This is a genomic window from Persicobacter diffluens (assembly GCF_036244895.1).
Classification (GTDB): domain Bacteria; phylum Bacteroidota; class Bacteroidia; order Cytophagales; family Cyclobacteriaceae; genus Persicobacter; species Persicobacter diffluens.
Genome location: NZ_BQKE01000001.1, coordinates 2,123,405 through 2,146,510, shown reverse-complemented (window position 1 = coordinate 2,146,510; position 23,106 = coordinate 2,123,405). Strand labels below are relative to the sequence as shown.

The following is a 23,106-nucleotide window of genomic DNA, read 5'->3' as shown; positions in this document are numbered from 1 at the left end:
TTAACCATTTACTTACTACTTATGGCTCATCTTTTCAGATTTGCCCTGGCATTGTATTGTCTTTTGATAACGTGCAATGCCATGGGACAGGCCCAGTTTTCTATTGACCGACCGGGTCAGCATTTCGTGCCGGAGGCTACCGGCATGGATTTTCTCCAACAAAAGGCCAATACCAGACAGGCAGCAGGGGAACCGCAGTATATTGTCATGCAATTTTTTACGCCACCCACTCAGGCGGAAAAGGCTGAATTAGCCGCAAATGGCATGTCCCTGAAGAACTATATTGGTGGAAATGCCTATTACGTTCAATTGAGCAGTGCCCAATTCCGCTCTTCTTACACTAACAAAAATATTAGAACGGCTTTTGAAAGTAATCAGCTTCGAAAAGTGGCGCCTCAGTTTCTGAACGACTCTCTCAAAACCAACACCTTTGACCTTGTTAAAAAGGGAATGGTGCATGTGATAAAAGACGTTCCGGAAGCGCAGGTTTTGTCCACCTTTAAAGAGATAGGCGTTCAAAAGGTCAAGCGACTGAAGGGCTTTGATTTATATGAGATTAGTTTTTATGAAAATCAATTGGATCAAATCGCCTCAATTGATTGGCTTACGACCCTGATGCCCCTTACTCCTGAAAGAAAGTCTTTGGATATCACCGGACAGAAAATGTCCGGAGTTATGAATGGCAGAAGGAATTACGGAGGGCTCAGAGGAACCGGGATAAATATTGGAGTATGGGATACCAATGTGACGGATCATACTGATCTGGGCTCCCGCGTAAATGCGAATGAGTTGGAAGATCATACCAATTTTCATGGAATGCATGTTACCGGTATTATGGCTGGTGCAGGGGTGATTAATCCGGCATTTGAAGGGATGGCGCCTGGGGCAAAAGTGGAAAGCTGGAATTTTAATGTAGGTCGTAATGGCTTGCGAGAATTCGAGGAGATGGCATTGTCGGCCAAAGAAAAGGATATAAAGATTACCCAAAATTCTTATGGTTATAACAACCCGCTGGGTGTCAAATTTCCATATGGCCCAACCGAGTACGGACTTGATCAGGTGGCGAATGATTATACCGATTTATTACATGTTTTCGCCTGTGGGAATAGTAATCGACAGAAGGATAGAGAGGGTAGTGAAACTTATTCCACAGTTTCCAACTCTTCCAAAAATATGCTGTCTGTTGCTAATTTGGACTATACCCGTGCCCTGAATTGGTCGAGCTCCTATGGGCCGGGGCATCATGGTATGCTGGTGCCACATGTAGCCGCATTGGGGACTAATGTGTGGTCACTGCATTTGTATGATAAGTATGCCTCTGCCACAGGGACCTCCATGGCTTGTCCGCTGGTATCCGGAGGTGCCGCCATTTTAATGGAGTACTATAAGCAGCAATATGGGGAGCAGCCGGCTGCTGCTCTCATCAAGGGGTTGATTTGTAATACGGCCCATGATATTGCCCAGCCGGGGCCAGATTATTATTCCGGTTTTGGAGAAATTAATGTAGAAAAAGCGCTGAAGAGTATTGAGTTTGGTCGTTTTGAGCAAGGAGCCGTAGAGCAGGGGGAAGAGTGGAGTTATCGATTTACGATTCCTTCAGGACTCTTAGAGGCTAAAATTATGCTGAGCTGGCTTGACCCTGCCTCCATTCCTACATTGGGCAACCCTTTGGTGAATGACCTGGATTTGGAGATCCATGGGCCTTCAGGAGTCCAACTACCATTGGTGCTGGATCCGCTGAATCCGGATTTTGAGGCCAAAGCCGGTGTAGACAGAATAAATAATATCGAGCAAGTAGTACTCCAACAACCCGCTCCGGGGCAATACACCATTAAGGTGAAAGGATATAGCGTTCCGGAAGGTCCTCAGGAATTCTATGTTAATATGGATTATGTGGAAAGTGGTTTGAATTGGGTGTATCCTTTTGAAGGGGAAAACCTTACTTCCGGAGCAAATACCTTGTTCCGTTGGAATTCTACTAATCATGATGCTCCAACAAAGTTGTATTTTTCTGCTAACGGGGAAGATTATGAGTTATTAGCAGAGGCTGCTGCAGGACAAATGCAGGCCATTGCTGTGCTTCCTGATGTGGTGAGTGATCAGATGCATTTACGGTTGGTGCAGGCAGGAGAGGTTCGGGAGGTTTCCGGAACCATTATGGGCAGAGTGCAGGAACTACAGGTAATTCGGGAGGAAGGCAAACCAGTGCTTTCCTGGGAAATGATCCGCGGAGCCAGTCATTATGAAGTATTAAAATATGAAACCGATAGCTTTCAGTTATATAAGAAGGTGGCTTTTGACAAGTTCAGCCTGAGCCTGGAAGAAGTTACTTCCGGGGATTGGTTTGCAGTGCGTGCCATACAAGAATCTACCGGTATTAAAGGCCTTCGCTCTTTGGCCATTCAGGTGGAAGATGCGGCCCCTATGACCACGCTTAGTTGGCCAATTACAATCGACTTTGAATCCGAGGAGCATCGCCCTTATTTCCAGGGTTTGGGCAATGCAAAAAATGGGCCTTTTGCTCAGGCATTGTATGGTGTTCAAGACCCTGAGGTTTTCAATAGCAAGATCCTCCTACTTACTGGAAATACTTCCATTGGAAATGAGGCCTGGGTGGGGGCAACGGAAATCGGTGATTTGGAGAATCAGGTGCTTAATGCAAAAAAAGCCTTTGAAAACAACCAGGCCTTCCTAAGTAAAGCGGTACTGAAGGTTAAAGTACCCGAGAAAATCAATAATCCGGTGGTGAAGTTTGATTTGGTATTGTTATCTGCCTATGCCGATGCCACTTATTTCCGTTTGACGGTAAACGGTAACCCATTGAGTAATACTTTGGGCCAAAGTTATTTCCATCGACAGTCTTTTGCTGATTATGATGCCTGGCCCGAGATGAATCCTAATTTTAGATCGGTACTTAAGATCGAACAACCAGTTTTTAGTTTAATGGCTTATAAAGGGCAGGAGGTTGAAATTGGTTTTGAGGCTATTTGCCGTTCTATGCGTGCCACTGGTGGCGGGGATTATTACGGGGCAGAGGTGAAAATTGATAATATACTCCTGGAGGATTTTGTAGGTGGTAATAACCTTAAAATTGACGATTTTACCCGATTGGTTTCCGGCCCGGGAGAAAGTAGTCAGGAGGTAGAGATGCAAATTACCAACTGGGGAGATATGGCTGCCATGAGTCTAGATTTTAAATGGGAGTTATTGGATCGGCAGGAGAATGTGGTGAGTTCTTACAATGAAATGGTGCATCAGGTGATTATGCCGGGCTTTGGTTATCATCATAAATTCCGTAGGCCCGTAAACATGGAAACGGTAGACGAATCATATCAGATTAGATATTCCGTCACTTCCAATTTGGGGACAGTAAGTGAAACTTATGGCCCCGTGGATCGCTATGGAGACTATTTCAGATTGGGGGTGAAAGATTTTCTTGGAAGTCTTTTGAGTCCGAAAGTTAATCAGGAGTTATATATTACTGATTTAGGAGGGAGGATTTATAATTATGATGCCGGCCATGCGGCAGGCTACCCAGTGGCTCCAAAAAATCAAGGGAAACGTATCATGCTGGAGGTTCAGGAACTGGACTTGGCAGAGGGAGACAGACTGATTATTCTCGATGGTGCTCGCTACGGCATATATGAGGAGCATATTGTATTGGATTATGTTGGAGGGCAGGACTTTGAACTGGGGCAGCAGGTGGTTTCTACCACTCCCAGTGGTCAAATGACCATCATTTTTATCTCCGCTGAACTATCGGAGGAGCGACAGGAAACTGCTCAGGGATTTGTGATCAAAGCGACCGAGGTCCCTCCAATGTATACAAAGGACTTCTCGGTAGAATCTGTGCGGGCCGGAGAGTGGTTTTATGATTATCAGTCTACTCTAGAAAACAAATACCGGGTATCATTTACTTTGGGAGTAAGTGGTAGTGAAAATTTATATGAATTTGATGCCCGATATTTTGTTGATGGGGTACAAAAAGGCGAAGCGCATTTCGCAAGATCAGCAGGTTTGGATTATAATAGAACCACGAGCTTTACCTTTATGGATGATTTGCTTCCAGCCCTGAGCCCTGGAGAGGATTATGAAATTACGGTGGAACTGATGGTGGAGGATGAAGTAATGGAGAATAACCGTAAAACTTTTGTTTTGAAAATGGAAAATGATCCGGCACCAGAAACTTTGGGGGAAGTGTATATTGCCAAAGCCAGCATCGGAGATTTCTATTTTAATGAAAATGGCGGCCAGCCTGACCAGGAGTTTACCAATGATCAGTATGGTTATCAGGATTTTTCCGACCGGATGTTCCATCTGGAATATGGTCAGAAAAAAGAACTTGAGGTGATTTTGGATGGATATTTGGCAGGGGCCATGAAGCCGGTAGTTTTTGTGGACTGGAATGAAGATGGTTACTTCTCTATGGAAGAAAAAATGCGCATGTATCAGGATCATGATTATGACCATCGTTACTACGGTTACCTAGAACCGGAAAGAATCGGAGGTGCTGCCGGGCAGAAAATGATGCGAATCACCGCAATGAGTGAGTTTTTTTCCGGGGAGATGGCTAATGATTATCGCATAGAATTACAAGGAACCCCTTACAACCATGACATTCGTCTGGATTATTTAAGTGCGAAACACAGCATTTTTCAAGACGAAGATCTGGAGGTGAAAATTGGAGTGATGCAGACCATTCAGCCGGAAGAAAAGGCAGATATCGTACTGCAACTTTTCGATGAATTGGGTAGAAATCATAATGATGATTATTCCTTTTATTATTTTGATGATACCCTTAAGGATATCACCATGGAGATGTTCTATGAAACGGCTTTTCAAATTCCTTCGGAAAATTTTAAGTGGAGTGGAGGGAAGAGCATGACCCTGTTGGCCACAGTTTCGAATAAGGAAGATGGCTATTTAAACAATAATTCGGCTTCGGCCCCTTTGAAAGTTCTTTCCAAAAGTCAAAAAAACTATCTTTTAGCCTCTAATGGAGGAATTCTGTTTAGATGGGATAGAAAAGAGCCCCTAAAAAGAGATCGCCTGAAGCTGTTTGATGCCAAATCTAAAATTATTTCAACCACTTGGGCAAGTAATTTCAGGCCGAATGTACAACCAAAGCTATATGGTTTGTCCGAACGGACCTATTTGGCAGCTCCTATGATTTTTGAAATTGACCCCTATAATGGTGCTATAATACGATTGGCCGAAGATTCCCTGGCATTTAAAGATTTAAACCTCTTTGAAATTGCCTATAGTCCAAAGAGTGATAAGCTATACGCGATAGGATCATCAGCAGGTAAGTACACCATGTACAGGATTAACACTAGTGATGGGACACCTGAATTATTGATTGCCAACCTTCAAATGAAGGCGGGGACTCGCTATGCTGGAATGGATGTTGATATGGACGGTACACTTTATTTGCTCGATGCGATCAACAATGAAATAGTAACTTATAGCCCGGATGGAAATGGAGGATTTCTAAATGAAGCAAAAACGTATTGTGTTTTAGAAAGAAATTTGCTTTCTAGCCAGGGGGTATATTTTGATCGTAAAGATGGTCATTTGTACATCTATGGAAATGAAGTGGTACAGACAGCGGGTGGGGAAGATGTTGTTAATCGTGTATTCCGATTAAATGAACAGGGTCCAAAACCAAAGCTTGAGGTATTAAAAGATTTTTCTGAGCTGGATGGAAAACAGTTGGTCGGAATGACGCATGTTGCCAGCGAATCTTACATACGGGCTACCCAGCACCCAAGGTCCTTCCAGGTTAAGGGGGCTTATCATACCACCATTGACCATGAAAAGGGAAATATTTTGATTTATTTGCCGGAAGAGGTTTCTGAAGAAAGTGTTCGCCTTGATTTTAAATTAGGGAACGATGGGAAGTTCATCGATCGGAGCTCTGGTCTTGTTCAGTCAGGTCAAACGGTTAATCTGAACAGACTAAGGGATAATTTTATCTTTCTAGATTTTTATGGGAATATTGGGCATAGGTCATCAGAATGGATTTCAACACTGGAGCCTTCTTCTACCCTGGGGCCAGCAGGGGAAAGTGCTCGGTTAGCGTCGGTACCCTTTAATCGAGGAGATGGAAATTTACCTGCTTCTGATAATTGGGCCATGCATATTTTTAAGGGAGATTTCTCTAATGAATTTAAGCGTTTTGACTTTTTAACAATGGATAATCCGGCATTGGCTCAGGATGTTATTGGCCAAATTTCTGGACAGAGTATTTATTTGGAATTACCGGACGGTATAAGTCCGAAGAGTTTAGTGCCTGCTTTTGATATAAGTGAGTATAAACAGGTTTTGGTAAATGGGAAGCTTCAGCAATCGGCGAAGAATATTGTAGATTTTAGTGCTCCTGTAATTTATACGGTATATGATGATCTCAAAGAAGTGTATTTAGACTACATGGTCTTTGTGAATTATGCTCAAAATTCAGCCGCTGATCTATTCACTTTTGGTATTGCTGCCGAAGGACAATCGGATCTGGAAAGCCCGATTCAGGCTCAGATTGAGGGAAATGAAGTGCAGTTGGACCTTTCCTCTCTTGGTCAGTTTGAATCCTTATATCCTTACTTTACCATGTCTGAAGGTGCTGAATTATTCTATAAAGGGTTGTCATATCCATCTGATGAACATCCTTTTGATTTTAATCATTTTGATGGCTTTAATATCATTTCTGAAGATGGGCAGCAGGAAAATTCTTTTACCTTAAAGGTGAAGTTCTTTCTGAGTGAAGCAGCTGATTTATTGCGATTTGCTTTGCAGGCACAGTATAATGAGTCCTTGCAAGAAGATGTGGAAGCAGAAGTGGAAGAAGGTAAAATCAAAATGGATCTTAAGTCCCTTTTGGGAGCACCTTTACAATTAATTCCTTCCTTTGAAGTTTCAGAGGCTGCCAGTTTAATGCTGGATGATGCAGAAGTTTTATCCGGTGAAACGATTATCAATTTTTCAGAAGTGGAAAGTCTTCACGTTTTGGCGGAGGATGGGCAGACTTATAAAACCTATCAGTTGGAAATTGACGAACACGTCCTTCAGGTGAAGCCTCAGATAAGCTTTGCCCGGATCTACCCAAATCCGGTGGTAGATCAACTGAATGTGGAAGTATCAGGTGCCTTTGAATGGGAAATTCGGGATATGGCAGGCCGTTCGCAGATGAAAGGGACCAACCGTGATCGTAGTGCCTTGTCTTTAGCCCCCTTATCGTCGGGTAGTTATATTTTAACCATTATTCAGGGGCAAAAAGTGAATCATTTTAAAATCCTGAAGCAATAATTCAGTGGAGGAGTATAATTTAATGATAGTTTAGATACAGTTACCTTCGTAATTGCTGTTAGTGAAGCCGGTCTTGAGGATCGGCTTTTTTGTTATTCATTTACATCATCCGAATTATGCATGCTTTCATTCTCCCTTAGGTGCACGGAGAGAAATAGGAAGGAATAACCCGAATTATTCACCGCTAGATTCAGTGAATTACTCTAACTGAAACATTGTCAGCGCGTTGTGTTTGTTTCTACTGATTTTTGTATAGCCCAAATTTGGGTGAGCTTGCTTTCTCCTCATTCATCTGCTTCGTTGGAAAAAACTCGAAATAGGAAACTATTCCTTCATTTTTCCCGCCTTGCAGCTAAAAGAGGATTGAAGCATGAATAATCCGGGATAATTCTCTCTTTCGAGTTTTTTCCAAGGAATCAGCTTAATAACATAGTGGCTAGGGTGTTTTTCAAATTCCAATCCATCCCTGGTGGTATAGGTAAGTGTACCACCTAAAGCGGTTAAATTGACGTTTATTTGAAATTCTGGAAAGGGAAAAAGCGGCTAACTCAAAAATTTTTTAGCGAACCAGTCATACCCCTTATTATTCGGAGGAGCCGGAATCAGGTCCCCTTTGTCATCATTCTCCCTGCATGCGGGGAAGGTGAAACTTCCACAGTATAACCGGTAGTCGATTTTCTGCTTTGAACAAAACTACTTAGTCCAAGGGGTTTTGTGAACCATTTTAATTCCTGATTAATAGCGGTTAAAAACGACCTGACACATCATCATTATAACCTTTTGAGGAAAGGGGTACAGATTTCGGAGTCATTTACAATCTCAGTGTCGGTTACGGATGGCAGAAATGAGGAGAAAGGCATATTCTAAATCTGAACATGGCTGAATTCCGGCAGCAGCAGTTTTTCCGGTCCGATGTGAGTGCGGAATGTGATAAAATCCTCCATAAGGGTAAAATGAGCACCGAAGATATTTTTGTTGATTATGCCGTTAGCGCAAGACGGGTCAGCTGTCTTATTTTTTGACACTATCACAACCTGAGTGCTTATACATTTACCCCTCCTTAAGGCCTTGGTTTATTCTGTTCTCCCCAAAACTTACTGGTAAATTTCACATACCATTAGATCGTTATGAAGCGTTTTCAATGTCCTTTCCTAACAGGAGAGGGATGTTTGACAGCATTAATGAGCTGAAGATGGAATCAATATTTTTTCAGCTGTTTGTATAACCCATAATAAGTAAAATTTTATGAAACAGATTTTTTTACCAATCTGTGCAAGCCTGTTAGTGGCCTTTTTCCTCCATTTCAGTCCGGAAGTCCGGGCGCAGTCGGAGCCTGTATTTACTTCCGGACATGATCCCAAGTCTCCCGGCCAAAGCTGGGTAAAGGTGGAGGCTTTAAGTGATGAATTTGAGGGAGGAACTTTGGACCCCAATAAGTGGACGGCTAATCCTGAGTTCCTGTGGAACGGGCAGGATAGGGGATGGTATGGTTCAGCCCGCTCCCTCTTTCAGGAAGAAAATGCCACGGTGACCAACGGCCAAATGCGCATTGAAGCGAAAATGTTTGCAAGCCCGCAATATGCCCCTTCTGATGATCAGTCCAATCCGCCTGCCCGGAAATATGGCGGGGCCTATGTATACGGCAAAACACTGGCAAAGCCGGGCTATTATATGGAAGCTAGAATGCAGGCCAGCCAAACGGCCATGTCCGCTGCTTTTTGGTTAATGTCGGAATCTAAACCTTGTATCGAATTACCTAACAATGGGGAGAAATCAGAACTGGATATACAGGAATGTGTAGGCGTGATGACCGGAGAGCTGGGAGATGAATGGACCAATGATGACTGGGCAGTGAATGCGAAATGGGACCGGATTTTTCATTATAATACCCACCGTCATACTACCTGGGAATGTTATTCAGGAGAACAGCAAACCGTAGGAGGTAAGGTGAATCTGGAGAGTGGAACCAATGCCAGTGCTTTCCACATTTACGGGGCTTATTGGTACCCGGATGGCAATCGAGTGGACTTTTTCCTTGACGGGGATTTCATCAAATCCGTTACGCCTGCGGTTCCTTTTACCGCTCCTCTGAAACTCATCATGTCCAGTAATTTTTACGACTGGATTAAGGAAATTGAGCCTGAGGCGATGGGTTTCAATAAGACCAAGGCGGATCGAAGTTCTAAGTTTGACTGGGTCCGCGTCTGGGAACTGGAAGGGGAGGCACAGGAAGTGTTCTTTATTATCAATAAGGAAACCGGAAAAAAGATCCGTTGCGGGAATAATACCGACGGAGCTCCTTTGCAACTGGTGCCAGCCAGTTGGAATGGTAGCCCGACGCAGTGGGAGAAAGTCGATACCGGGGACGGCTATTTTCATTTGAGAAATGTGGATACCGGTTTCTATTTCCGCCCGACGAATGAAACGGACGGCTCGGTGCTTATTCAGCGTCCGGATAGTTATAACGGGGATTTCACTCGTTGGAAAACTGTTGCGGCCAGTGGAGGCTATTATTATCTGGAAAATAAGGAGACGGGCATGTGGTTTCGTCCGGAATCAGAGGTAGATTATGCGCCGCTATTGCAACGCCCCACCAGCTATTCCGGTGACTGGACCCAGTGGCAATTGGTGAGCGTTCAAACCGGTACTCCTCTGAGAATGACTGCTCCGCTATCTACAGAGTATGGTTTGCAGGAAGTAAAGGTATTCCCGAACCCCGTGACAAATGGCTTGCTTCATATGCGTTTACCGTCTAGTCCGGTACCTGCACAAGTCACGATTACCGATACCTCAGGACGGACGCTGTATCAGGAAATGCATTATTCCGGAGAGCTTAATTTGCCAATCAATGGAATGCTTCGGTCCGGGCAGCTATATTTAGTGCATGTTCAGGTAGAAGGGAAAAGCTTTACTGAGCGGATATTAGTCGAGTAAAAAATCAAGCCGGATTATGCACTGCCTGGGGCAATTAAGCTGCTCGGGGAAATCATTTTGCGTGCATGGAGGATGTTGCTTCTGATATTTTTTATTGTCAGAACAGGCGTGAGCTTGCGTTCTCTCGCTTCCTTCACCTGCTTTGTTGGAAAAAAGCCGAAACAGGGAACTCCTCTTTCATTTTCCCCGGCTTAGGTAAGCACGTTTTTTAAACAGGCTTTAACAGAGGGCTTAAGCAGCATAATCCGGCTTAAAGGATTTCACCGGAGCACTTTCAGGAGTGTTCCGGTTTTTTTCTGTTGTACTTTTGTGAACAGGTAATGTGGAAGCATGTATTGATTAAGGTGAATTGAATATTGGAATTGATGTTGAATTTCGTCTCCAACGAGTGTTACTGATGTTAGTGTTTAAATGAAGAATGAATCAGAATACTAGATATAAAATTAAAAAAAGGGTATTATTAAGGAATATTATTGATGTGTTTATTATCCTTTTAAATGAAATACCTGCCAAGCTTTCTGATATTTATTTCCCTTATAGGATGTTCTGTTAAAGATGAAAGGCAGACCGAAAATTCCGGGGAGGATAAGCCAAACCCGATTGAAATGCAGCCTGATGTAAATGAAAATCCGACTTCGGATTTGGTGTCTGAAAATGTGGAAGTTCAGAAAGAAAAGTCTGAGGATGAATACGAGCTATCACAACATGCACTGGAATTTCAAAAGGCATTGGTTATTGATCATCCGGAGAAGATAAAGCGGTTACTTAAAGAAATTGATTAGAATGTAATTGACGGTAAGCCCAAAACCTGGTATTTAGAACATCCTGAGTTGGCAAAAAATGTAAAGGCTTTGTATAGGGGTGAAATATTTCCCTATGATGACGCAGTGACGTTTAATCTATTGGACACGCTAACTATTGTGCATTCGGAGCGTCCCCTTTTTATAAAATACTGTTTAATTATTTTGCGGCTACAGCGGATGGCGCTTTGGCAGAAGTAATCAGTGGTTATTCACTTCAGGGACTTAATCATAATACAAAACTATATCTTGATACCTATATTCCCTTCAGGCGCTACCTGCATTTAGAATTTTCTTATTTTGATCCTTGGGAGGAGGTGCTGAATGGTAGAGTTGTTTACTGGAAAAGCCAGGTGGATACCTCTTATTACTGGGCAATTGATGACCTGGAGGCGGAGATCAGAGAAGGGATTGCACTGGATTCAGCGGGAGAATTTGATTATTGAGCTTTTTGCTTTCTTAATCCTGAAAGGGGCAGTGAGCCCGATCTACAAAATTCAAGGCCTTTCCTGAGCCGAAAGTTTGCTTATATTTTTTGCCAACAGCGGAAATTAATATTAGTGCAATTATTCATTTGTATTTTACTAATTAAGTATTTATTTGATTTTTGTTTAGTTCTTATACCTGGTATTATGTCTTCTGTTTTGATAGGAATTATGGCCCAACACCATTATGTACTGCTTTCTTTCGGTATATTTCCGGTTTTTTTACTATTGTTTTATCGTTCACAACCGCTCTATCGGGCTTTTAGCGGAAATTTATTGGTGGTTTTCGGGGATTGTTATCCGAATACATGTTTGGCACTTGTGTTCGGCTTTAGGCAGAGGACTGAAAGCGCCTGATGATGAATTCCTTAGGTATATTAACCGAAGGTCGGTACGGATGGGAATGATTTCTACTTCGGTCATAAAAGCCTTTGTATTGAGCAATAAGCCGGATACTTTGCCGGATTCATCGGAGCAAAACGATTTATTAGTTTTTTAATTCAACTTAATCATGGGATTTGATGTAACCCTTCACCCTTTTCGAAGGACGGATTTTACTTTTTTTGTAGAACGCGTGGTTGAAAACCCGAAAGAATTCCGGTATCAGGCCACTTTTATCCATGAGGATGAAAAGGAGGCATTATTTGTCCGTAATAATATTTATAATCATTTTGAATCCTTTAAAAAGGGGCTTTTAAGCGGGGAGGATTACTATGAAAAAGGGATCGGTTTGGCTTCGGCGGCATTAATGGGCTTCCTCCATCCTTATTGGTATATGCGAGGCGGTCTTATTTCAGATTTACTGCAGGAAGGCCGGTTGGCTTCTTATTTTCAACCCATTGACCGCATTACAAAACCGGTGAACAAAGCAGTATTCGGAAAAGCCCAGAATCATATTGTTGAAAATTATTCCTCAGGGGTTTACTTGCCCTTTGAAAATATGGAGGCTTTTTATGAAGAAGTGATTGGGGACAAAGGGCAGCAGTTCAGCCAACACATAGGGGAATCGAATATGGAGTCGCTGAAAAAGTGTCTGGAGTATTGCCAGTTACATCAATTGGATTTGCTGGAGGCTACAGACGTTTGTGTACCCTTTACAGGAGAAAGCAGTACCTATCCGGCTCATCTGCGGGCCAGCCATTTAAATAATCTGAATGATTTCAGTAATCAGTCCAAACGTTTGCCCGAGTCTCGCCTGCTGCAAATAGAGCAGAATGAAAAATCACGTCATAAGAAAGCAATAGGCACCCACCTTTTTCTGATACTTCTTTGTCTGGTAGCCATGGCTTATGGGTTTTTCAACCTGGATTACGCCTTTATCGGTCTGAGCCTTATCGCCTTGTTTTTTTGGGCAAATAAGGGTTTCAGGCAATTGAGAAGCCTTTATGATTTTTAGTAAAACATTCAATCAATTTTTTTGATCATACATACCATCATGGGAATATTTAGTTTTTTTAAGAAGAAGAAAAAAGATAATACTATTCAGGAGGAGAAAAGCCATAATGCTTTCATTACCAATGCAGGAGATTATGGTTTTCCGGAAATCAGTTTGTCCGTCATGGGTGCGTTGCGCATGGATGGCATCATGGCCATTGCCGAATTCTCGGATATTGCAAAAAATACTGGGCAGGAGGTAAATTATGAGGTAATGTACACCCATTTGTTGGAGGAGGGCGCCTTGCGTATTCCGGTGGTGATTGACATTGGAGGGAAGGGCTATTCTCTATTTTTTATTTACGGAGAGGATGATTTAATATTTTATCATGATGCGAAGAAATATATAGGAGAAACGGCTTATCCGAATATGATATATTTCAGCACCTTCCCTTTGCCTTCCCATATTGACAGTAAGAGCTGCCTGATTCCTTTTCAACTCGGATATTTAAGGCCAGAAGAGAAGCTTCAGCCTGAGGGGGCTTACGGTATGTGGTGGCAATCGGCAGAGGATCCCCGGTTTTCGGGTTCGGTTACCCACTCAGTACTTGAAAAATTATATACGCATACGCATGCTCAGGGGTATGAGAGCTATTTGCTGGGCTATATTTTAAAGCAATGCGGTCTTCAGGAGGGAGATGATTTTCATCGGATGGAATACCCGGAAGGCTCAAGATCTTTCCTTTTATTAGCTCCGGAAAATAAATTAGTAATTATGGTGATATCTGCAGAAAAAGGCATTCGCTTTTTATTTCCCATCCGGGATACCAGCAAGACATACCGGGAAAGATTTTTGAAAGGGGTGGTGGCCGATTTGTTAAGCACCAGAGTGGAACTTGAAAGAGCAGGAGTTGCCAAAGATGAGGAAGGCTTCAGTGGAAACCTGGATTGGTTTAACTTTACCTGCGAAATGCTTGAAAAGCAGGAAAACGGGGAAGGAGGGGTGCAGGTGATCGGTGGAATGGAGTTCGAAGTCGAGGCTTAGGGATAATAGTGGATATAAAAAGTGACACGCGCATCCTGTCGGGTGTCACTTTCCAGGGGCAAGCCTTTATAGTGACTCACTAAATCCATTGGTGAATAATTTGCTTATCAAAAGCGATGCTATTCTCCCAAAATAATCAGGCATCGCTTCTACAATAATTAAAATCTCGTTCCTAATTCGGGCCTTTAATCTCGCGCTAAAACAAATCTGGAATAAAAGGGCCGGCCATCGCGGTATTGATCCGGCTTTTCTTCCAGATAGGCCTCCGCCAGTTGCTGCACGTATTGGTAGCCTTCCTCCCCAATTTCAGCTTTTCTTTTTTCAATGGCGGATTTACTGCTGGAAACAAAGTCAGCTATTATCGGGTGCACCGATTGCCAGTTCCCCATGTTATCCGGTCCCGGAATGATGTCCGCCTGAATGGCTTCGGCGGTACCAAAGGTATTGACGCAAATCAGGCGGTCTCCCTTCTTAAGCTGAAATTTCTCCGCTACATCCAAATGGTACCTTAGCATGACGACGGCATCAATATCTACATTATAAGCCGCCACCAGAAAGGGGTAATTTTGCGCGACAATGGCAGGCTGACTGTCACCATAGCGGATGTGCTCCTCTACTTGCTCAATAATGCTTTTGAAACCATACTCCCTGAAATGATATTTTAAACGATTTTTGATGGTGAAGATTTCAGGTAACAGGAATCTCAGTTTTTTCAGATCCAGGGCGATATCAATAGCATCTGAGGCATAAGAGTGCTTATCATGATATTTGGCTTCCTGCGAATGAACATGTTCCGGAAGGGGAGGGGGCGTAATTTCCTCTTTCGGTGCGGCAAGTTTTATTTCATGCGGGCCGGCTGGCTGCAGGGCTCCGGGCTTTACCACCTGGTCGAAAGTATTCAGCCTTTTTGCCTTGATCCGGTAGCGTTTGGCAGGGGTGTTGATCTGGTCAAATGGAATACCCGCCAATTCTTCAATTTGATGCCAGAGGAGGTCTTCCGTTACTGAAATGGTATTTTCCACTTCCAGGGCAAAACCACTGTTGTCCTTTATTTTCCCTTCAACCTCCGTCAGGTGTCGCATTAAATATTTTCCTTCCCGCAATTGCATTTCAAAGAGCATGGAAGTTTCTGAAATTCCGAAGATCATGCTTTTCATATCACGGATTCCGGTGGTTTGAAAGGCTTCCTCAAAACTTAGGAAAATCAGGCTGGCTTCAGGGAGGAAAACCATATCACAAAGATCACTTTCCTTCCAGTTTGAGCAAGCGGCCTCAAAAGATACTGTCCCAAGTTCTTCCAGTTCCCAACAAAATGCTTCCTGCAATATTTTAGTTTGGTTGGACAGGTTTTGATTAATAATGACCCCGGCAATGTTAAAGCCCATAAATGGTTAAAAATTTTGTGTAAAAAAATATTGCTTAAATTACAAAAAGCGGGGATTAACTGAAATAACCATCTTGCATTTTTGGTTCGTTCTAATAATTGCCCGGTAAATTTCTGTCTATGGGGTGCTTTAGTTCAGTTATCAGGATTTGTAAATATATTTTTTGGCGATTACCTCTAATCCGGTTTCATGGTTATAATTTCTTCAGGTTGGCCGATATAGATATTAGTGAAATCAACAATCATTATTCTCTAATTTAGCTTGGAACCCGCTTCGTTTTAAAAAAAGCGAGTTTATGGCTGGAAGGCTTTGCTTACCGGATTGCATTGAGTCCTCTGATCTTTTTGAAAGCTATCGGATTAGAACTACTCTTTATCTTGTTAACCACGGGTTTTCAGATTTGGAGAACCATTTACACTAATCCTGCTCGTTTTCTAAGCAGGACATGAGCCGTTCCGGTGGGTAATGGTGGAATTATGGAAATAATGGGCAGATAAAAAGTTTTTTATGTTGATTAACCAAGAGTAAAGTGAATTTTTTATGGTAATTTAAAGTATAAATAGGTAATTTTTGGTGTTAAATATTTTTTTAAAAAAAGGTAAATGCTCGTCCTGACTGGACCATCACGGTATTTATCTTTCTTCAATATCATGAAATGAAAGCACCCTTTACGCTTTGTTTGATTATTTTTTCAGTTTGCAGGCCTCTGTTAACCTTTGCACAGGATGACTGGCAGCAGGATTATCAATTATCTCTGGAGGCTTATGCCGAAGTATTTTACGTGTATGATTTTAACCGGCCGGAGGGCAATAGCCGGCAACCATTTTTCTATAATTATAACCGTCATAATGAGTTTAACCTGAATTTGGGGATGATTCGCCTGAATCTGGATCATTCAAAATACCGGGCGAATCTGGCTTTTCAGGCGGGTACTTATGCACAGGATAACTATGCAGCGGAACAGGATTTATTAAAAACTGTTTTTGAGGCCAATATAGGGATGTCCCTGAATCAGAAGAATAATTTATGGCTGGATGTTGGGGTGTTACCTTCTCATTTGGGCTTCGAAAGTGCCTTGGGAATTGAAAACCCAACCCTTAGCCGCTCTCTGTCTGCTGAAAACTCTCCCTATTTTTTGACCGGTGCAAAATTGACTTTTAATCCGACAGATCGTCTGGAGCTGGCCGGGCTGGTGGTTAATGGCTGGCAGCGGATTCAGCGGCTGGAAGGAAACAGTCTGCCCTCCTTTGGCACACAAGTACAATTTGCCGTCGCTGATCGCATGTTGTTGAACTGGAGTACTTTTATTGGAACAGATTTCCCTGATGAGGAACGCCGGATGCGGTATTTTAATAATTTGTATGGGCAGTTTCAGTGGTCAGAAAAGTTCATGCTCCTCAGCGGCTTTGATTTTGGCTTTCAACAGCAAAGTAAGGGAGGTGCGACTTATGAATTGTGGTGGGTTCCTACCATTATTGGCCAATACCGTATTAATCCGAAATGGCAATCGGCATTTCGTTTAGAATATTATCAGGATAAAGCAGGCGTGATTATTCCCACCGATGCCACAGACGGCTTTCGAACCAGTGGTTTTTCCCTCAATTTTGATTATCAACCTAACCCTCGACTCATTTGTCGTTTAGAAGGCCGATGGCTTCAGAGTCCTAATAATATTTTTGAAAAAGCTTCCGCTTTAACGAATCAGAATGTTTTCGTGGGGACCTCATTGGCAGTGAAGTTTGGAGAAAAGTTGCGGTAGGGAAAGATAGGTGTTCCTTTTATTATAATAGGGTGGAATATCGGGGTAAAGCCTTTTCATAAAAAGTTGGAATGGCCTTTAATTGCTCTTTATTTAATATTTAATCATTCCTTCAGCCTTGATAAAAAGTGAAATAAAATATTAAGGCTGTAATTAATTTTGACGAACCAATGAACCGGCTGCCGGAATTCTTCAGGGGGTTTTTTGAGGGTCAGGGGAAAAGCAGCAAGTATTATTGAAATAAGGATGAGATGGATGTGCTTCGATAATATCACATTAGACTTTTCGCCTATTGATCAATGCGGATGTTTGAAACGGAAGATCCTTTGCAATAGTTTTCCGTGATTTCAAAGTAACTGACAATGGCTTCTTCAGGCTTGCAAATTTCCCTTTCCTTTAAGTGGGAAAATGGGTATTGACCCAAATTAATCACCGGTGGTTTTATTAAAACGCCTCATTCGGTTCATTGCCTGAGGTGTCCAGTTGTATTTTTGCGGGGTTATAATAGCTCAATTTGGTTCAGTTTGCTTCTCCTCTTTTATCTGCTTCCTTGGAAAAAATCGGAAATTGGAAAATTTCCTTCATTTTTCTCGCCTTCCAGCTCAACGAGGATTTAATTTTACCTAATTAGGATTAGAGCGAAAATTAAACAATCCTTATTTAATTTTTCACAATTATCATTCATTAACGGTCAGGGATAATAATCGGCATGTAAAGTGAACTATTATCAGTTTCAGTTCTTCTATAGGGTAGTTACCAAATCTTTAAATCCCTATGGATAAATTAAAAACCTCTAGATTGCTCAATTTCCTAATGTTGGTCTTGTTTTCCACTTGGATGATCAGTTGTAGTGACGATGACAATGGAGGGGATCCCGGAACTCCTCCAGTGGCTCCCTCGGATTCTATCACCTACCAACTCATGGGGATTGCAGATCCCTCAGTTACGGGGACCGCTACCTTTATAAAGGTTGATGACGCGACCACCACTGTAAGGATCGAACTGGAAAATGCACCAACAGAAACGGATCATCCTACTCATATCCACTTCAATACCGCTGCTGAGGGAGGAGATATTGCCATTTCCCTGGACCCGGTAGATGCTACTTCCGGGAGGAGTGAAACCGTTGTCACCGCCACTGATGCTGGTGATGCGATAAGCTATGACGCGCTGGCAAACTTTGATGGCTATATTAATGTCCATTTGTCTGCAGATGATCTTGCCACCATTGTCGCTCAGGGCGATATTGGGATGAATGTATTGACTGGCGAAAGTGTCATTTATAATTTAAGTGAGGTCGATGTTGAGGGCATCTCCGGGGATGCTACCTTTTATGAGCGTAAGGGAGGCCATTCTTTGGTGGTAATTAGTTTGGAGGGAACACCGGCTGGCGGAGAACATCCGGCGCATATTCATTTAAACACGGCCGCTGAAGGAGGAGGTATTTATTTTACCTTTAATCCTGTAAATGGGGATACCGGTTCCAGTCAAACTACAATCAGGGCCTCGGATGCCGAGGAGTCGATAAGCTACGAAGAATTGCTGGATTTTGATGGTTATATCAATGTTCATTTGTCTGCTGAAGCGCTTGAAACAATAGTCGCGCAGGGTGATATTGGGCAAAATGCTTTAACCGGTGAATCAGTGGAATATACTTTAAATAGTGTGGCGGTTGAGTCCATATCCGGAACAGCGATTTTCTCTGAGCGGGAGAATGGCTTAACGCTGGTCCAAATTCAACTGGAAGGGACTCCGGAGGGAGGTGAACATCCGGCGCATATTCACTTTAATACAGCTGCAGAAGGAGGAGACATCGCCATTAGTTTGACTTCGGTCAATGGTGATACGGGCTACAGCAGAACGACGATCAGAACAAATGATGCGGAGGAAGAAATTACCTATGCTGATTTACTTGAATATAACGGCTACATCAATGTTCATTTGTCTGCTGAAGCGCTTGAAACAATAGTTGCGCAGGGTGATATCGGTCAAAATGCCCTCACTGGAGAGGAGACGGTTTATATGCTGTCAGAAGTGGATGTTGCCGGGATAAGTGGAATGGCTACCTTTAGTGAGCGAATGAATGGGACAACGCTCATCAATGTGGAGCTTGAAGGCACTACCGATGGAGCATCTCATCCGATGCATATCCATTTTAATTCCGCTGCTGAGGGTGGCGGGATTGCGATTACTTTAAATAATGTAGATGGTGGAACAGGCACAAGTCTAACACAGGTTAGTCAGCAAGATGATGAATCGGCCATCACCTATGAGGAATTAATTGCCTTTGACGGTTATATTAACGTGCATCAATCTGCTACCGATTTGGGAACGCTTGTAGGGCAAGGTAATATCGGCAGCAATGTGACGGCTCCGTAAATCTGGAGGTTTCGAGATCATTAAATAATACCTGAAGCAAGAGCGTGTTTAAAAGCCAAAATTCGCAGCGAAAATTTGAAGTATTGCAGAAGGGATACAGGATTATTTTAAGAGAATAGCAGCGCTATTGTTGAGGAATTATCCCAAATTGCTTCCAATAATTCGAATTTGCAGCCGGATGGTGCGCTTTTAAACATCCTCTAAATAAAATAGGATTTAGCTCGCTGCTGAATCCTATTTTTTTGCTTCCTCTTGGGGAGAAACATAGGGTGTTTAGGGGTGAAATTGTTTGCGGCTTTATTGATGAATTTTGGAGATGGTACTGCTTTGTTCGGTGGAGGTATAGATTATGGGGGAGGCAGTTCCTTCATTTATTCACCCTTTTTTGGGCTTTTCGCATTACAAAACGCGCTTCCCTTCCTTTTGGCGTCAAATGTAAAAGAAACTAGTTGACCCTCGATAGGAGGTGATTAATAGCGCGAAAGGTGATTGATTTCCTTATGCTTTTTTATATAATTAGGGTCTGCTGAAATAGTTCGAATTATCTAAAAACGACTGAAGATCAACTTATTAAATCACATTAAATCTCTTTTAGTGCAAGGGGAAATTTTGTAAATTGTCCTTTAAATAGCCCCAGGGCTCCTTTCCTACTTTTTTAGCTTGCACTATGATTAAGCATTCCCCTGATCAACTTGAGATTTCTGATTTTATGGACCCGTATTTGGGTGGCCTTAATCCCAATAATAGATGGATTATTATGGCCAAAGAAATTCCTTGGAGTCAATTAAAAAGGATCTATGAACGGAACATGTCCTTCGACAAAGGAGCTAGACCTAAACCAGCGCGTTTAGTGATTGGAGCCTTGATTATCAAACACAAATATAAGTTGTCTGATAGAGAAACAATTGAACAAATCAAAGAAAGTCCATATCTACAATACTTTGTTGGATTGCATAAATTTCAACATGATCAGGTATTCGATTCTTCATTATTTCCGACAATTAGAAAGCGTTTGACCATAAAAGACTTTAATGATTTAAGTCACTTACTCCAGAGTCATGACGTTAGTATTGATGAGCAAAGCGAACTTCGTGATGAAAAAAATGTAGAAAGTGATACAAAATATAAGAAGCCTGAAATTGAAAACTCGATATCAGTTGATGCTACTGTAGCGGTGCAAGAAATTCCTTATCCGACCGACCTGGCTTTGATCAATAAGGCTCGCATTGAATCAGAAAAAATCATCGATATATTATGGGAATTTGTTAAAACAGATGCTAAGAAACCTAGAAGCTATCGACAAAAAGCCCAAAAAGAATTTCTAGCGTTGACAAGAAAAAAGAAGAAAGGCGCCGATTTTTGGAGGGCTGCAAATCGAAAACAACTACAGTATCTTCATCGAAATATAGGGCATATTCATCGTCTATTAGACCAAATTAAGGTAGGTATTCCTTTGAATAAGCGTTTTTTGAAGCTATTGTATGTTATTCAAGAAGTGTATCGCCAACAAATGGAAATGATTGAAGAGAAGAAAAATACGGTTGGTTTCCGTATTGTAAACTTATATCAACCACATATTCGCCCCATCATAAGAGGGAAGTCTGGAGCGAATGTTGAATTTGGAGCTAAAATATCAATATCTATTGACCAAGGCTATTCTTATATTGACCATCATGATTTTGAAGCATACTATGAAGGGGAAGAGGAGATTATCAAAAAGCATATTGAAGCACATAAACTACGGCACCCTCACACTAAGCTAAATGGAATTGTTGGAGACAAAATTTATGGAAATCGAAATGCTAGAGAAGTTTATGATCAAAATGATATAACTTTCGTCGGCTCACCTCTTGGAGCTCCTCCTAAAGATCCTGAAAAAATTAAAGAGCGGGAAGAGAATAAGGTTATCCATCAAAAATTGAGGAGTCATGTAGAAGGAAAATTTGGACAAACTAAAAGGGGGTATGGATTGAATAATATTAAGGCACGAAGATCAGACACCACAAATTCATGGATTGGTGCCATCTTCTTTATTGCTAACCTTGAAAGATTCATGAAAGGAATCTTTTTTGACCTGTTTTTTAATATTTATAAATATGATTTATGGGCATTAGTTACATCAATCATCGAAGCTGGAATTGGTAAACCAAATTTCAAGAAAAATAAAGAGACCTTTTTAAGCAGACCCTAATTATCTGCGGCTTTAATAATCCTAAAGAGCAGGTAATTTATACTGGATGGCTTTTCCGGTAGCTGTTGGAAGAAAGCTATTAATTCACCAAATTTAATACTCATCCAAAATACCTAAAATATGGCGCAGACCGGCAGCAAGCAAACCCCAAGCTTTTTAGAATATGTGTATCAGTTAAATGAAGGAAACTCTCTATCCGAAGCTTTTTCGCAAAGTTTAACAGCGATTGATCGGCTGGAAATCAGTCAATTGGAAAAAATAGGGTTGAATACCTATGAAAAGGAAAAATGGACGGTTCCTACGATTTTTCAACATGTGATTGATTGGGAAAGGATATGGTGTTATCGTGCCATTATTTTTGCCCGCAAAGAAGGAAGTATTCCAGAGGGGCATGATCAGGAAATGATGGGGATGCATTCCCATGCTGATCACCGTTCCATAGTGGACTTGGTCGATGAACTTCGGGTGGTTCGCCAGTCTTCCATAATGATGTTCGAGTCCTTTAGTGATGAAATATTGGAGACTAATTGTGAATTTTTTGAATATCAAATGCCTTTGAATGCTATAGGGCTAACGATTACCGCTCACCAAATTCATCATCTCAATATTATTAAGGAACGGTATCTCCCATTGATAAGGTAACCGGATGTGGTGCGATTTTATGCATGATGGACATTGTTTGGCAATTAAGCGTAATGCTTACAGTTTACTTTAACCCTTGGACTCATGAGTGAAATAAAATCCAAAGTACTTATTTTTATCACTGTAATCTTCTTTCTCCTGGTGAACCTGCAATACTTTTGGGAGACCAAAATCAGCTACTTGTTGATTCCATTTACCCTCCTTTTGTTGCTGGTTTACTTTTGTTTAGTAATCATTTGCCTGCTTTCCCTTTATCGAGCATTTAGGGAGAAATTCAAGAACCCTCGACGGAATTTTTTTATTGGGGTATTGCTGATTGTTTTAGGCTTGACTTTTTATAAACCGGGTGGATTAATTGATTTCTATCAATTTGAAGGAAAAGATTTATTTATCGCCACTAGAGAGGGAGCTGCCAATTGTACAACTACCTTTAAATTAAAGTCCAATCATCGATTTATAGATAGGAGTATTTGTTTCGGTATTCATGAAACCAAAGGACATTACGAAATAAAGCAAGACACCATCTTTTTTTCCAATGTGGTTTTGGCCCGGGGAGATAAGGATTATTATAAATTTGGAATTGTCAAAGGATCGACATCCGGAAAGGGCAGGGCTTTTGTGAGGTGCCGGAATCAGGCTGATACCACTGGTATTGAGTTGTGGGTTGTGAAAAATGATATTGGCCTTTAAAAAAATAGAGGTATTGCGAAGGCCTGTAAATTTCATCCATTCCCATTTTTAATTTAAATAATTGTGCATGGAGGATGATTAAAAGAGATAAATTGATGCCTCGATGAAGGTTATGACATAATT

The 23,106-nt window shown here is 41.8% G+C and carries 12 protein-coding genes; 11 read left to right on the top strand and 1 reads right to left on the bottom strand.

The genetic code is table 11. The annotated features are described in order from the left end of the window. The first annotated feature begins 21 nt into the window (after positions 1 to 21). The 6 genes from AAA970_RS08810 (at position 22) to AAA970_RS08785 (ending at position 13,937) form a co-directional block, all read left to right on the top strand. Entirely contained in the window at positions 22 to 7,299 is a 7,278-nt protein-coding gene (locus tag AAA970_RS08810) for a S8 family serine peptidase (protein ID WP_338236812.1), read from the top strand. A gap of 1,245 nt (positions 7,300 to 8,544) precedes the next feature. Further along, positions 8,545 to 10,233, top strand: a complete 1,689-nt coding sequence (locus AAA970_RS08805) for an RICIN domain-containing protein (protein WP_338236811.1) — start codon at positions 8,545 to 8,547, stop codon at positions 10,231 to 10,233. Positions 10,234 to 10,730: 497 nt separating this feature from the next. Continuing rightward, positions 10,731 to 11,015, top strand: a complete 285-nt coding sequence (locus tag AAA970_RS08800) for a hypothetical protein (protein WP_338236810.1) — start codon at positions 10,731 to 10,733, stop codon at positions 11,013 to 11,015. A gap of 206 nt (positions 11,016 to 11,221) precedes the next feature. Next, positions 11,222 to 11,479 (top strand): hypothetical protein, encoded by a 258-nt coding sequence (locus AAA970_RS08795; RefSeq protein ID WP_338236809.1) that lies wholly within the window; start codon positions 11,222 to 11,224, stop codon positions 11,477 to 11,479. Between the two features lie 550 nt (positions 11,480 to 12,029). Beyond that, positions 12,030 to 12,914 carry a hypothetical protein gene (locus AAA970_RS08790; protein WP_338236808.1) on the top strand — a complete coding sequence of 295 codons (885 nt, stop codon included), beginning with the start codon at positions 12,030 to 12,032 and terminating at the stop codon, positions 12,912 to 12,914. Positions 12,915 to 12,953: 39 nt separating this feature from the next. Next, complete coding sequence (locus tag AAA970_RS08785; RefSeq protein WP_338236807.1) at positions 12,954 to 13,937, top strand: hypothetical protein; 984 nt, start codon at positions 12,954 to 12,956, stop codon at positions 13,935 to 13,937. A 185-nt stretch (positions 13,938 to 14,122) separates the two neighbouring features. Here AAA970_RS08785 and AAA970_RS08780 read toward each other — a convergent pair whose 3' ends face one another. Next, positions 14,123 to 15,322 carry a hypothetical protein gene (locus AAA970_RS08780; protein ID WP_338236806.1) on the bottom strand — a complete coding sequence of 400 codons (1,200 nt, stop codon included), beginning with the start codon at positions 15,320 to 15,322 and terminating at the stop codon, positions 14,123 to 14,125. Between the two features lie 655 nt (positions 15,323 to 15,977). On the opposite strand from AAA970_RS08780, the gene AAA970_RS08775 reads away from it, so the two are divergent. The 5 genes from AAA970_RS08775 (at position 15,978) to AAA970_RS08755 (ending at position 22,983) form a co-directional block, all read left to right on the top strand. Then, positions 15,978 to 17,081 carry a porin gene (locus AAA970_RS08775; RefSeq protein ID WP_338236805.1) on the top strand — a complete coding sequence of 368 codons (1,104 nt, stop codon included), beginning with the start codon at positions 15,978 to 15,980 and terminating at the stop codon, positions 17,079 to 17,081. A gap of 774 nt (positions 17,082 to 17,855) precedes the next feature. Further along, the gene (locus tag AAA970_RS08770; RefSeq protein WP_338236804.1) at positions 17,856 to 19,460 is read left to right on the top strand and encodes a CHRD domain-containing protein; all 1,605 of its coding nucleotides are present in this window, start codon (positions 17,856 to 17,858) and stop codon (positions 19,458 to 19,460) included. Between the two features lie 667 nt (positions 19,461 to 20,127). Next, positions 20,128 to 21,651: an IS5 family transposase gene (locus tag AAA970_RS08765; RefSeq protein WP_338236803.1), complete on the top strand. Its 1,524-nt coding sequence runs from the start codon at positions 20,128 to 20,130 to the stop codon at positions 21,649 to 21,651. Positions 21,652 to 21,771: 120 nt separating this feature from the next. Beyond that, a complete protein-coding gene (locus AAA970_RS08760; protein WP_338236802.1) occupies positions 21,772 to 22,293 on the top strand; it encodes a DinB family protein in 522 nt (173 codons plus the stop codon). A gap of 84 nt (positions 22,294 to 22,377) precedes the next feature. Beyond that, a complete protein-coding gene (locus AAA970_RS08755; RefSeq protein WP_338236801.1) occupies positions 22,378 to 22,983 on the top strand; it encodes a hypothetical protein in 606 nt (201 codons plus the stop codon). The last annotated feature ends 123 nt before the right edge of the window (positions 22,984 to 23,106 follow it).